Annotated in this window: 13 protein-coding genes; all 13 read right to left on the bottom strand. The window is 60.3% G+C overall.

Going from position 1 to position 12826, the window contains the following annotated elements; genetic code table 11:
- Window positions 1-4: 4 nt before the first annotated feature.
- Window positions 5-295: a HypC/HybG/HupF family hydrogenase formation chaperone gene (locus tag XH89_RS38255; protein ID WP_128930114.1), complete on the bottom strand. Its 291-nt coding sequence runs from the start codon at window positions 293-295 to the stop codon at window positions 5-7.
- Window positions 265-2721, bottom strand: a complete 2457-nt coding sequence (gene hypF / locus XH89_RS38260; protein ID WP_128955153.1) for a carbamoyltransferase HypF — start codon at window positions 2719-2721, stop codon at window positions 265-267. The genes XH89_RS38255 and hypF overlap by 31 nt, the downstream gene beginning before the upstream one ends.
- Window positions 2718-3854 (bottom strand): NHL repeat-containing protein, encoded by a 1137-nt coding sequence (locus XH89_RS38265; RefSeq protein ID WP_232995560.1) that lies wholly within the window; start codon window positions 3852-3854, stop codon window positions 2718-2720. The genes hypF and XH89_RS38265 overlap by 4 nt, the downstream gene beginning before the upstream one ends.
- A 65-nt stretch (window positions 3855-3919) precedes the next feature.
- The gene (locus XH89_RS38270) at window positions 3920-4789 is read right to left on the bottom strand and encodes a NifU family protein (protein ID WP_128930111.1); all 870 of its coding nucleotides are present in this window, start codon (window positions 4787-4789) and stop codon (window positions 3920-3922) included.
- A gap of 259 nt (window positions 4790-5048) precedes the next feature.
- Window positions 5049-5258, bottom strand: coding sequence for a hypothetical protein (locus tag XH89_RS38275; RefSeq protein WP_128930109.1), 210 nt, complete (start codon window positions 5256-5258; stop codon window positions 5049-5051).
- Between the two features lie 28 nt (window positions 5259-5286).
- Window positions 5287-6348, bottom strand: coding sequence for a hypothetical protein (locus XH89_RS38280; protein ID WP_232995559.1), 1062 nt, complete (start codon window positions 6346-6348; stop codon window positions 5287-5289).
- A gap of 54 nt (window positions 6349-6402) precedes the next feature.
- Window positions 6403-6711 carry a hypothetical protein gene (locus XH89_RS38285; RefSeq protein ID WP_128930108.1) on the bottom strand — a complete coding sequence of 103 codons (309 nt, stop codon included), beginning with the start codon at window positions 6709-6711 and terminating at the stop codon, window positions 6403-6405.
- Window positions 6711-7193 carry a hydrogenase maturation protease gene (locus XH89_RS38290; protein WP_128930107.1) on the bottom strand — a complete coding sequence of 161 codons (483 nt, stop codon included), beginning with the start codon at window positions 7191-7193 and terminating at the stop codon, window positions 6711-6713. Before XH89_RS38290 ends, XH89_RS38285 begins: the two co-directional genes overlap by 1 nt.
- Before the next feature lie 24 nt (window positions 7194-7217).
- Complete coding sequence (locus tag XH89_RS38295) at window positions 7218-7535, bottom strand: hypothetical protein (RefSeq protein ID WP_128930106.1); 318 nt, start codon at window positions 7533-7535, stop codon at window positions 7218-7220.
- 22 nt (window positions 7536-7557) lie between these two features.
- The gene (locus tag XH89_RS38300) at window positions 7558-7869 is read right to left on the bottom strand and encodes a hypothetical protein (protein ID WP_128930105.1); all 312 of its coding nucleotides are present in this window, start codon (window positions 7867-7869) and stop codon (window positions 7558-7560) included.
- 107 nt (window positions 7870-7976) lie between these two features.
- Complete coding sequence (locus XH89_RS38305) at window positions 7977-9575, bottom strand: nickel-dependent hydrogenase large subunit (protein WP_128930104.1); 1599 nt, start codon at window positions 9573-9575, stop codon at window positions 7977-7979.
- Window positions 9576-9632: 57 nt separating this feature from the next.
- Complete coding sequence (locus XH89_RS38310) at window positions 9633-10595, bottom strand: hydrogenase (protein WP_128930103.1); 963 nt, start codon at window positions 10593-10595, stop codon at window positions 9633-9635.
- Window positions 10596-11188: 593 nt separating this feature from the next.
- Window positions 11189-12631, bottom strand: a complete 1443-nt coding sequence (locus XH89_RS38315) for a sigma-54 dependent transcriptional regulator (protein WP_128930101.1) — start codon at window positions 12629-12631, stop codon at window positions 11189-11191.
- Window positions 12632-12826 lie beyond the last annotated feature (195 nt).

Below are 12826 nucleotides of genomic sequence, written 5' to 3' on the forward strand. Positions count from 1 at the left end.
GGCGCTACCCTCCCGGCTCAGCTGCCGAACGCTTCATGGCTTCGATTTCAGCCTGTGCTTCACCCAGTTCTGTGAGAATCTTGAGCGTTTGCGCGGCTTCTTCCTCGTCGATCCGGCTCATCGCGAATCCGACATGGACGAGCACCCAGTCGCCGAGGCAGGCCGACGGCGGATGATCCTCGCTGACGATGCAGGCGATGTTGACCTGCCGCTTGACGCCGCTGACGTCGACGGTCGCAAGCTTTCTCGCTTCGTCGTCGATCCTTACGATCCGCCCGGGAATACCGAGACACATGACGGCTTTCCTTCCCTGAAGTCTTTGTTTGATTTCATCAGATGCGCAGCTCCAATGACGGCTTGGCCGAGAGCAAGTCCGCCATCGTTGGACGGAACGCGCGCATGTGACAGCACAGTGAACTGCTCGCGCTCCAGCCGGCGCACCACCTCCTCGAATAGGATGCGGTTCTGGAAGCAGCCGCCGGTGAGCGCGACGGTCGAGAAGCGTCGCTCGCCGTCCTCGGGGGAGCCGGCGAGCTTGCGTGTCATGGCGGCGATGGACTTGGCCAGCCCCTTGTGGAACCGTGCAGCCATCACCGGCGCCGGTGTCTTCAGGATCAGGTCACCCAGCACCGCATGCCACATCGCGAGCGGCTCGATATAGGGCAAACCCGTGCCGGCGAGATTGGGGATCGTCAGCGGATAGGCCAGCGCCTCGTCTTCATCGGCGAGAGTTTTCTCGTCGACCATGGCTTCCAGCCGCGCCGCCGCCTCGCCCTCATAGCTCTGCGCGTCCCGGCAGACATCGAGGGCGGCGGCCATGGCGTCGAACAAGCGCCCGCAGGATGATGCTGGCGGAGCGTTGATGCGGTTGCGCGCCATCGAATCCAGCAGCGCGCGCGGCTTTGCCGCCAAATATGAATGGAGCTCGAGCTCGGCGAAATTCATTGTCAGCTCGGCCCAGCTCATCTCCGCCATGAGATGCGCATAGAGATTGCGCCAGGGCTCGCGCACGGCCTGGACGCCGCCAAGCATCGGGATCGGCTTGAACGTACCGGCCCGCGTGTAGCCGACATAGTCGGCGAGCATGAACTCGCCGCCCCAGAACGTCGCGTCCTCGCCCCATCCGAGACCATCGAGAACGATCCCGAGGACCGGACGGCCGTCGAGCGCATATCCGTTCTCGGCAAGACAGGCCGCCACATGGGCGTGATGATGCTGCACCTCCATCAAAGGCAGCGTCCCGCCCGCCAGGTGCTCGCGCGCGAGCTTGGAGGACAGATATTCGGGGTGCATGTCGGCGATCACTGCCGTAGGCTCGTGCTCGAAGAGCGCGGCATAGAGCGATAGGTTCTTCCTGTAATCGTCGAATGTCGCGACATCCTCCAGGTCGCCCTGATGCTGGGACAGGATCGCAGCGCCGTCCTTGAGCAAACAGAACGTGGCCTTCAGCTCCCCGCCCATGGCGAGCAGATCGGGCGCTTTCGCGAACCCCCTGGGCAGGGCGATCGGCGCCGGTGCGTATCCTCTGGCGCGACGCAGGAGCCGCGGCCCGCCCGCCACCACCCGGACCACAGAATCGTCGACACGGTTGGCGATGCGCCGATCGTGGGTGAGCGCGAACGTCGCAATCCCCGCGAGGCGCTCCGTCATCTCCGTATCGCCCGTCACCTGCGGCTCGCTCGACAAATTGCCGCTGGTCATGACGACCGGCCGGTCCATCCGCCGCAGCAGCAAGACATGCAGCGGCGTCGTCGGCAGCATGAAACCGAGCGTCCGCAATCCCGGTGCAATCTCGTCAGGCAGGTGCTCCGGCCCATTCGCATGCAGGAGCACGATGGGGGCCGCCGGGCTTGTCAACGCGACCAACTCGTGTTCGGCGAGATCGCAGAACCGGCGGATAACGTCAACGTCCCTGGCCATCAGGGCAAACGGCTTGCCGTCCCGCTGTTTCAGTTTGCGCAGCCTCCTGACCGTGTCGGCCTGGGTGGCGTCACAGGCGAGCTGGTAGCCGCCGAGCCCTTTGACGGCGACGATTTCGCCCTTCTGGATCAGGCTGCACGCCGCATCCACATCGTCAAGCATGGAAAACTGCTCGAAGGTAAAGTGACGCCCGTCGAGCCTGACCAGCTTCGCCTTGGGCCCGCAGGCATGGCAGGCGATCGGTTCGGCGTGAAACCGCCGGTCGGAAGGGTCGCGGTATTCGCGGGCGCAGTCGGCGCACATTGCAAACGGCGACATCGCGGTCTTGGCGCGATCGTAGGGGATGCCGTCGACGATGCTCAGCCGCGGCCCGCAATTGGTGCAATTGGTGAAGGGGTAGCGGAAGCGGCGCGCAAAGGGATCGGTGGTTTCGCGCGCGCAATCGGCACAGAGCGCCGCGTCAGGTGAAATCTCGGTATGAGCCCCGCCATGTGCGCTCTCGACTATCGCAAAATCGTCGCGCAGCACGCCCGCATAGGCGGTGATCTCGATTGCCTCGATCTGGCTCAGCGGCGGCGGATCGCCAGCGATGCGGTCGACGAGCATGTCAATGATCGCCCGTTCTCCCTGCACGCGAACCAGAACGCCTTCTCCGTCATTCAGCACCTCGCCGCCAAGCCGCAGTTCCCGCGCGTGGCGCCAGACCGCCGGCCGGAAGCCGACGCCCTGCACACGTCCGCGAAACCGGATTTCAACGACCTCGACAGGGTTCTGCGGCGCGGCGAGGTTGAGCCTGCTCATGGTGTTTTGTCCCAGATCAGGATCCGGTTGTTGCCGGTGTCGGCGATCGCCAGAGTCCGACCGACTGCCGAAGCAGCATAAGGCCAGCACAGGCTGTCGCGACTTGCCGCGCGCCAGCGATTGTCACCTTTGTCGGCAAAGCCGTTCTGGGCCGCCAGCCCTGTGGCCGGCGCATCCATGGCGAGGTCCTGGAGATGGAAGCCAAGCAGCCGCGAATTTGCGGTATCGCAGACCACGAGCTGGCCATCCCAGATGACGAGACCATAGGGCATGCTCATCGCGCTCGAGGATGGATCGTACGAGCTGCGATTGTGATCGACGCCCGCGAAATCGTCCTGGCCCAGCACGAAATCGCACGGCGTCCCGCTGACGGTGGGGAAATGGCGCCATACCATGACGCGATTGTTGCCCGCGTCCGAGATCGCGAGTGCGCCGTCATGGCAGGCGATGCCGTGCGGCCACCGCATGCTGGTGGCACAGACGTCGCCGCCGGCATTGTCATCACGGGTGACGAAGTCTCTTTGGCCGAGGACCAGATCGGCCGGCGTGCCGTTGGCGGTCGGAATGCCGTTCCAGATCAGAACGCGGCGATTTCCGGTGTCGCAGACGATCAGCCTGCCCTGGAAGATCGCGACCCCGTAGCACCAATTCAGTGTGTCGGAGCGAGACACCGCTCTTCCGCGATTGGCTAGGCCTGAGACGAAGTCCGCCTGACCTAGAACCACATCGGCGGGCTGGTTCGAGGCGGATGGATAGCGATTCCAGATCAGGATCCGGTGATTCCATGCATCCGCCACGGCCAGGATGCCGTCTGCGGCAGCGACGCCGGTCGGGAAGTTGAGCGTGTCGGGGCCGATGTCGCGCTTGGCGTTGCGGCCCTCGCGCGAGAAGTCGGATTGACCGATCAGAATATCGGCGGGCGCTTGATCGGAGGACGGACAGCGGCTCCAGATCAGCAGCCGATGATGGCCACTGTCGCAGACGAACATGGGCCCGTTCTTGTCGAGACACACCCCACGCGGGCCGAACAACGTCTGGGCCGACGGAACGATCGATTGCACAAGTCCGTCCGGCGTGACCTCTCCACCCAGAATCACGCGGGCGCCGGCCGGCGAGAGAAACCGGCGTGGCACGTGGTTGTCGCGCATCCTAGCGCGCGGTCGGTCCAAGCGAATGGTTGCGGCTGAAGTGATCATGGCTATGCCGTTATCCTCACTTCAACCCTGGTTCCGATGATCCTGACCGCGTGCGGCTGCAGTTGCACCTCAGGCGCGGTCAGGCATTCGCCACTGGCGAGGTCGTATCTGAACCCATGATAGGGACAGGTGATGATGCCGCCCTGCACCTCGCCATCATGGATCGGAAGGCCGAGATGCGCGCAGGCATTCTCGAAACAGGAGATCGATTCCCCACTACGTGACAGGATGATCTTGCGTCCGCCCAATTCCATCGCGCGGACCAAGCCCTCCGGAAAATCCGCCCAAGCTCCCGCCGGTATCCACTGTCCTTCCGCATTCAGCGCGAAGGGGCTGATGAACCGAACGCCGCCTTCGCTCGCCGCGGCCAGCCCCTTGACCTGAATAACGTCGGTGATCTCGGGGCAGACATCCTGAAGCGCCTTCTTCACGCCGGCATGGAATGTCAGCGCCGAGGCGGGACAGCCGTCGCAGGCTCCCTTGAACCGAACCTCCACTGCCGGCGGGCGAACCGAGACGAGTTCGACATCCCCACCATGCGATTTCAGCATCGGCCGGACGCTTTCGAGTGCCTGCTCGACCCGCTCGTTGAGGGCCGCCCTCAAGAGGTTGTAGCGCCGCAGCACCGCGTAGACGAGCTCGTCCGAAGCTGCGCTCTTCATGGCGGCCAGCGCGGCGGGATCGGCCTTCAAGGCACGTATCAGGCGCCGGAACGCTTCCGCATTGAGCGCTTCGATCGCGATCTTGTAGGCGGAAACGACGCCCCGCTGCGTTTCATCCCAGGTCGCCACGACCGTTTCCAACCGCTCGATATCGCCGACAAAGCCGGCGAGATCCTCCCGAAGTGTTGGTGTCGATTCGTGAGCGTTCATGCGATCTCGCGCCGGCCGCGCTCCTCACCTATAGCGGAGGTTTCGGAAGAGATAAGGCTGCAAGCCCCCACCAATTGCTGCTGCCAGGGCTGAAGCCGCCCATATCGGCGCCCCGACCAGCGTAAGAATGATGAGCAGCATGGCTGTGACCGCCACCCCGATCGCAATTTGCCGGTAAGCCTTGGCTGGGTCTGCGAAAAGCTTTCCGCGGAAGAACAACAAGATGGAGTTCTGTGTCATTGCCCACATGTCATCTTCCTCAAGCGATGATCGAAAGAGCGATAAGGCCGACGAAAACGCCGGCAATTCCAGCCAACGGGCCGTAGAAACCACCGAGCAGCGCTGCGAGCTCATTTCCGAGCACTTTTCCGCCGACGATGAGGCCGCCGACCATTCCTCCTGCGATTGATGCAATCATCGCCAGACCGAGACTTAAGGCGAATATTGCCGGAGTAAGTGACACGCTCATTTGCAAGAACTCCTTCGATCCAGATTTGCTAGGAATGCAGGGTGGTAGGTCGATCGAGAAGCGCCGACAGCTCCATCAGCTCGCGCTCGATCTGCATGGAGGCCTCGCTGACGATCTGAGCGCGACCGGGATCTCCATGGGCCAGGAATATTTCGCGCGCCTCTCTGTAATAGACGAGGGCCATTGAGAGATTGATGCCCCTGCCGGTTTCCGAGTTCGAGGCATGACCGGGCAGATTCCACAGGCAGTTTGCCTTGTTCGAGATGGTGTTCGCGTACTCGATCGGCATCGTCTCGCGGGTGCGGACCTTAAGTGCCTCGTCATAGGCCTCAAGCGCGCGAAGATTATTCTCGAGCACGTGGCTCGAGGCGACATATTGGAGGGCATTGCCGAGGTTGTTCTGCAACATCGCGTATTCGACAGGATCATCGACGAGAGTCACGACTTTGAGCGCTTCCTCGAAGGCTTGAACAGCAAGAGCCTCTCGCATTTTGCCGCGCTGATCGGTCATCGGCATGGAGAGAAAGGCCGTCGCCAAATTGTTCTGAAGAATGGCGTACTCTTTGGGGTGGCTCGTTCGAGTGAAGGTACGAAGGGCGCGTTGATAGGCTGCTATCGCCTCAGAGATCTTTGCGCGGCCAACGGCAGCGAGGCTTTGGATGCACAGCCCGAGATTCATCTCGGCTTCCGCGGTTTCTTCAAGCGTTGCGAGTTGAGTGAGCTCTGGCATGATGGCTTCGAAGATGGACCGAGCGAGCTCGATTGACTTTGTGCCCTGCTCGGGCATCGCCTGCAGCGCCGTTGCTTTGCGCGCCAGAATACGAGATCGCAGCAAAGCCAGCTCACCGGGACAGACGGTCAGGGCTTTGTCGTAGAGTTCTATTGCGGAGTTGATCTCATCCGGCGACTTGGGCCTCGTTTGCAGCCCTATTCCGATCTCCATGAGCATCTCGGCTCGCTCGGCCGGCGTAGCCGTCTCGGCCTCCGCTGCTTGCAAGGCTGCGCGTACCTGTTCGCTCAGAAGGCCTGCCGCCAAGGTGTCCTCCCGGACCGAGCGCTTGATTTGCCGCGCGTCATTGATGCGGATCAATCTTGCAGCCAAATTTTCAGTCTGTCTACTCAATAAGCGAAATGTAAAGAAAGTTTACAAATCGAACGCATGCGCGATGATGAGAGCTTGGTCAGCGGAGGACCATTCGGCTGCGAACTCGCGGACGTCTATCGGGACATTGTGCTCGCTGAAGAAGTCGGGTGCATGCACCACGCGATCACCAGCGATGTTGCGCATCTTCAACAGATATCCACCGCCCGCCTGGTGACGGACTGGCAGGATGCAAAGATCGTTGTCTCGTCGGAGCAGGATGACGCATTGAAGGCCATCGAAGAAGCGTCTGCAGAGCGCGGCAGAAAAGTAGAGCGAGCCGTCTTTGATGGTGACCGCAAGATTTGGCATCAGCCCACCGGCACGGCCTCCTGGGGCGTTCGCAGCAACTCTTCGATCCTAGCGGCGACCTTCATGACCGCCTGCGATACACGACAAGATAGCGACAGACCAAGATCGAGTTGCTCTGCCTCGATCAGAAATACGATGACATCGTCGGGAAACGCATCGCGAAATATCGCCTTTCCGGCGAAAAGTGCGTGCTCCCAGCGAAAGTCGTGCAGATTAAGTCCACCTCCATAAGGTTTGGTCAATTCGTGTCCTGGGACCTCGAAGATTGCGCCCGGCTCGGAGCCGGATCTGCAGGCATCGACGATAATCAGCGTTCGGCAGCCCCGCGCAGCGAACATCGCCGCCATCCCGTCGGTGCCAGCGTCGAGCAGACGAATGTCAGCATTCTGTCCGAACCCCCGATCTTTGAGCTGCCCGAGAACAGCAAGACCGGCGCCGTCGTCGGAACGATTTGGATTTCCACAAGCAACCACGGCAATCACGGCGTGCCCTTTCCATGAGGCGCATCAGATGCGCCAGAGCTTACAGGACCAATCGGGTTCGACCGGCACATTCAGTTCCGGCAGCTCGCAGAAGCGCTGGTGCACCTTGTAGTACATGCAAGTTTCGCAAAGCTGCGTAATGCCGGCGTGCTCAATCGGATATGAGGTAAACCCCGCGAGCTTGAGCTTAGCCTCCAGATCATCGCCTGCAAGGCGAAGGTCGCAGACAAGCCGCTGAACTTGCTCATGGCTGTCTGCGCGCGGATACACGTCCGTGGCAAGACCAGAGGTCAGGAGACCGATGATGCGGGAACGTAAGCTTTCATCGCTGGCGGAGGCCATGACGAGCGCCTCGGGTGAGAAGCTAGATGCGCCATAGCCGGCACCACCAGTCCGGCTCGACAGGCACAGACAGCTCTGGCAGATCGCACCATTTGCGGTGCACGAGATAGTACATGCATTCCAGGCAGCGTTGCCTGTCAGGTCCGTAAGGATGGTCGAGGAACCCCGAGATCACGAGTTTGGCCTTGAGGTCCTTCGTATCGAGCTGACGCAGCTGCAGCAAAATTTCCGCAAATTCCTTGTCCGTCTCGGGAAAGGGCTCGACTTGCGTTTCGAGCCCATCCGCAAGCATATCGGCGATGGCTTTCAGGGTAGCCCCGTTTTCGGACGCCATTGTGCGACGCGCCTTTTGACGTAGTGATCCACCGTGGTTCGCTCGGCCTGCGAGAATGACCAAACGAAGCCTGTTGATGCAATCCAGTGACTCGAGCGAGTTTGCGGTCAGGCTGTTCTAAAGCGCGCCAGTTCCTCTCCTGTCTTTGCGTCGTGCGCGTGGACCGTGCAAACCAAGCACGAATCATAGGAGCGGCAGACATGGCCGACTTCAACGGGATCGCTCGGATCCTTGATAGGCGAGCCGATCAAGGCCTGCTCCATCGGTCCTCGGGTGCCGTCCGCCGCCCGCGGTCCAACATTCCAGGTAGTCGGCGCAATGATCTGGTAGTTCTTGATCTTGCCGTCCTTGACGTCGATCCAATGGCACAGCGCTCCTCGGATTGCCTCTGTGGCGCCCCAGCCGCGCCCGTCGCGCTCGTTGGGCTTGATATACCACGGGTCGTTCAGCCGAAACTCACGAAGCGCGTGTTCAGCTTGCCGGTATAACTTGACACCTTCGTGCATGCGGGCGAAGTGCCTGAGCATGACGCTGGCGCCCCCCAGCTTCTTGTACATATCAAGGACCAGCGGATCGTAATGTTGCCAGCTCTCGCCGTGCTTGCCGCCTGCGATCAGCTGCCGCGATAGCGGCCCAGCTTCGAGCCGGCCGCTTTCATCGTGACACACGGCGGTGGCCCAGGAATACTTTCCACCCATGTCGACGGCGTTCTTCTGGGTCGGTACAGTCTTGCGGTCAAACGGATGCAGCCCACCCGGCTCATCGTACCAAGCATGGGCTGTGTCTTCGCGCGTAAAGTTCTGGTCCATGAGCTTGAACGTATCGCTACGGCCATCGTAGACGCCGCTCTTCATGATGACCGCGGCGTTGCGGCCTTCGATCGTCGGTTTCTGATACTTGTCCTCGTGGGGAAGGTATCCCCAGGACACGAAGCGGCCGTGACCTTGACCATACTTGTCCATGCCGCAATCGATGCTCATCCGCCAGAACATGCCCAGATCAGAATTGGCGTGGTGCGGCGTTTCATCAAGCCAGGCCATGAAATCGTCATAGCTTTTGATTTGTTCGTACCGCTCGAGCGAGCAGCCTAGCCATATCTTTTCCATCCATTCGCGGCGGAAATACTCGAGGATCGACCAGGCGCGCGTCACGTCGGTGAGCGTCGGGGCACACATCACCCCGCCCGGTACCATGTAGCTCGAGTGGGGCCATTGCCCGCCCAGCAGAGCATAGATTTCGACGGGCTTGCCAGAAATCGTCACGCCGATTTCGTAATTTGCGCCGGTGAAGGGAGCGTAGCGCCTCACCGCCTCTTTATAATATTTCGAGCTCGAATAATTCTTGTGAGTGTAGTCGATCATGAAGAGCCCGTAGTGATGGCGCGGAAGGCTCTGCAGACTCTCGACGAGCTGGCCGAGATTTCGGGCCAGGATGGCGTTGCGTGGCACCTCGGTCTGCCAGGCCGTATCGAGCGCCCATGCGGCGCAGGTCAGATGCGAGGCGCCGCAAATGCCGCAGGCGCGCGGTGTGACAACGAGGCCGGCTTGGGGATCCTTGTCACGCAGAATGATTTCGAAACCGCGAAACAGCTCCGCTTGGGTCCAGGCGTCGACCACGACCCCATCCTGGATGTTGACACGCACGTCGAGATCGCCTTCGACCCGGCCGACCGGCGAAATGTCCAGAGTTTGCACTGCGCTTGGCATGTGAATCGGTTCCTGATGACTGATGGTTGAGCGACAGGTCTGTGAGCAGGACACTCGTCAGACGACGAAGATGTCTTCCTCGGCCCATGCTGGTGAGGCGGCTTTCGCGGCCGCGGTCAGCTTGACGTAACCGGCTTTGTCAACGCCGGACGGCAGATCCTTGGGCACGCCCATCAGAGTCTGGGTCTTGAATACCGTCCCGGGGGCCAGCTCAAAGAACGGAAATTCCGGCTCGGTACAGCCCATGCACGGCATGCCTGCTCGGGTCTTCGACGATTGCCGATTCCAGAGAATGCGGTTGCAGGGTGAATGCGTCATCGGTCCACGGCAGCCGAGATCGTAGAACAGGCACCCCTTTCGCTGGCCATATTCCGTGGCTGAGACCTTATAGGCAAAATGCATGTTCCGCGTACAGCCGGTCTGGGTGAAGCTCGTGAAAAACGTCTTTGGGCGTTGAAACTCGTCGAGCGAGAGTTCAGCACCTCTGCCGGTCGCCACCGCGACGACAATTTGCGTGATCCAATCCGGATGGGCTGGGCATCCCGGTATGTTGATGACGGGCAAGCCTGCCTTTGATCGGTAGCTTGTGCCGAGATAGCCACCTTGCTGACGTTTGAGAAATTGTAGTCCTTGGCTTTCTGACGGATTGGGAGCAGTCGCGGGAATACCGCCATATGTTGCACAGTCGCCAATCGCGACAGTATAGCCGGCGACCTTGGCAAGATCGGTGACCCAATCTTTCATCGGGCGGCCCGCAAAGCGATTCCATTCGCCAGTGCCATTCGGCGCGTTGACCACCGTGCCCTCGAACACGAAAATATCGAGCGGCATCTGTCCTGATGTCAGCGCGTTGAGAAGCTTCTTCAGATTCTCGCCGAGCTCAAGGCCGAGCGATGGGTGCCATAGGACGTTGATGCCGAAATCTGTGACGAGATCACAGGCGCTTGGCTCCTCGGCATTGAGAAACGACATCGTGTTGCCGGAGCACGCTCCCCCCTGGAGCCAAAGAAGATTAGTCATCTATTTCCTCCACCAAATCAGACGCGCTGGCATGGCATCTTTGTCGGAAGGAGGTAGCAAGGACCATGCCGAGCGGCTCGTACCTTGCAATTTTCAAAAAGCTCAAGGATTCTAAGCGTCAGCTGACTTCGCAGGGCGATCTACGGTGTGTGACGCCGCGCATACTAAGTTTGCTATGCATACCAGCTTGTCAATGTAAGCAATGATCGTTGCAGCGCATCAAATATTGCAAGGGTTGGCATTAGTCCTTGTTACGGGGTGACGGTGCCCAAAGCTCCTTCCCTGAGGCAGGCTGAAGTATCGCTCGTTCGGTGCTGATTTTTTGAAGACGAGCAGCGGTACTCAGCCGTGACGATTGCCACATGCAGGACAATCGACCTCGAGCAGATAACCGTACCAGATGCCCTCGCAGCGGCTGCACCAATGTCCAGTCAATTGGCGCTCCGGCAGACCGAGCCTTCTGGAAAGCAGGCTCAGCCCGAGATCCTTTGCTGGCGTCCTGCGAGCAGGCGAAACTCGCGACTGGGGGAAGCGCACCAGGTTGGGTGAGGGATCCCTCTTAAACTGATCTTCGTTGCGTACCATCGGCTGTCTCACTCTGCCTCATCGAGGCTATAGCGCTTGATCTTGTTGGAAAGTCCAACGCGCGAGAGTCCAAGTTCGTTCGCAGCCTTGCTTTGATTCCACCGATGCCGCGACAGCACTTCGGCGACAACTTGCTTTTCGAGGCATTCGACCTTTTCTTTCAAGGTGGTGCCCCGCAGCTCGTACCCGCCGGCTGACTTGAAGCGGGAGCGCGGCGGGGCCGCCAATATAGCGGGCGACATGTGCGTGGTGGTGACGTACTCCCCCTCCTCCGTCAGTGACACCATGCGGCGGATTTCGTTCTCAAGTTCTCGAACGTTTCCCGGAAAGTCGTAAGCGGAGAGCTTTTCGAGAACGGCTGCAGAAATTCCAAGGATCTTGCGCCCCATCGCCTCGCTGTGCTTGGCGGCAAAGAACTCCGCTAGCACCGGGATATCCTCTCGGCGATCACTCAGCGAGGGAACTTCCAGCTCGAATCCCCGCAGGCGGAAATAGAGATCCTGTCGGAATTTGCCCGCGGCGACCAACGCGCGGAGAGGACGGTTGGAGGCAGCGATAATGCGGACATTGCTGGTGACGATCTTGTCGGAGCCGAGCGGCTTGACCTCTCCCTCCTGCAGGAAACGAAGCAGGCTCACCTGAAAAGATGAAGACACCTCGGATATTTCATCGAGGAATACCGTTCCCCGGTCCGCGGCGCGAAAAAGGCCCAGCCGGTCTGAGACAGCGCCCGTAAAAGCGCCGCGCTTGTGCCCAAAGAGCTCGGATTGTAAGAGCTCATCGGACATCCCCCCGCAGTTTTGGACCAGCAACGGGCTGTCGCGGCGGCCAGAGTTGTAATGAATGGCGCGAGCGAGAAGCTCTTTGCCCGTCCCCGTTGCCCCCTGAATCAAGATAGGCAGCTCCGTTTTGGCTGCTTTTCGCGCGAGCTCGCTGAGGTTGTGTAGTTTTTCACTGACGTAGACGAGCTTTTCGAAACGGCGGCTCTCCGGCTGCATCGGCAGAATGGGCCTTGCGTGAATGCCTGTGGCATTCGCTGGAAATTTGAACTCTCGTGTAAGAAGGCGATGTCGACGGGCAAGTTCACGGGCCTCAAGGCCACGCTCCACCATAAGTCCAATCTGGTTGGCGTCCAGCGGCTTACGGATGAGCTGATAGATGCCGGCGGGCGCCATTTCCCGTTGGCCGATCTCGGTCTTGGCCTCGAGCGCCAGGATGCGGATCACGTCAGGATGAGATACTCGTAGATCAACGAGGAACTTCAGACCTTTGCCTTCGCCATACTCGACGAGAGCAATGTCTACTTGGGCGTCGGCCAGGGATGCCCTCGCATTTTCGACCGAATCGGCGGAAAGAACGCGGTAGTCGTATTGGTCTGACAAGGTGTCTGCGATGGCAGCCCATTCAGGGCCGCTCCGCGCGATGATCAGCACTGTTTGCAGGTCGCGCATGCAACATTCTTTCCAAAATGCAAAGCAGGTTAGCAATATCTGCAAGATAAATCAACTTCGCGAGGCTTGCGCTGTCCATAGTGGTTCGGCAGGTCCGTGAACCCGCAATTAACCCCGCCGCAATTCCCCAAAGGCCGGCAACCTTTTCGCAGCTTCCCCCACTTACTATCGCGGCCTCGCTGTTTGGGGGCAGTG

Origin of the sequence: Bradyrhizobium sp. CCBAU 53340, assembly GCF_015291645.1 — a bacterium.
In the GTDB taxonomy this organism is placed as follows: Bacteria; Pseudomonadota; Alphaproteobacteria; order Rhizobiales; family Xanthobacteraceae; genus Bradyrhizobium.

Excerpts from the sequence above, each read along its gene's own strand:
- XH89_RS38300 (WP_128930105.1), bottom strand. The coding sequence starts at position 7,869 with ATGGCGTCCGAAAACGGGGCTACCCTGAAAGCCATCGCCGATATGCTT.
- XH89_RS38285 (WP_128930108.1), bottom strand. The coding sequence starts at position 6,711 with ATGCCAAATCTTGCGGTCACCATCAAAGACGGCTCGCTCTACTTTTCT.
- XH89_RS38275 (WP_128930109.1), bottom strand. The coding sequence starts at position 5,258 with ATGAGCGTGTCACTTACTCCGGCAATATTCGCCTTAAGTCTCGGTCTG.
- XH89_RS38295 (WP_128930106.1), bottom strand. The coding sequence starts at position 7,535 with ATGGCCTCCGCCAGCGATGAAAGCTTACGTTCCCGCATCATCGGTCTC.
- hypF (WP_128955153.1), bottom strand. The coding sequence starts at position 2,721 with ATGAGCAGGCTCAACCTCGCCGCGCCGCAGAACCCTGTCGAGGTCGTT.
- XH89_RS38305 (WP_128930104.1), bottom strand. The coding sequence starts at position 9,575 with ATGCCAAGCGCAGTGCAAACTCTGGACATTTCGCCGGTCGGCCGGGTC.
- XH89_RS38315 (WP_128930101.1), bottom strand. The coding sequence starts at position 12,631 with ATGCGCGACCTGCAAACAGTGCTGATCATCGCGCGGAGCGGCCCTGAA.
- XH89_RS38310 (WP_128930103.1), bottom strand. The coding sequence starts at position 10,595 with ATGACTAATCTTCTTTGGCTCCAGGGGGGAGCGTGCTCCGGCAACACG.
- XH89_RS38255 (WP_128930114.1), bottom strand. The coding sequence starts at position 295 with ATGTGTCTCGGTATTCCCGGGCGGATCGTAAGGATCGACGACGAAGCG.
- XH89_RS38270 (WP_128930111.1), bottom strand. The coding sequence starts at position 4,789 with ATGAACGCTCACGAATCGACACCAACACTTCGGGAGGATCTCGCCGGC.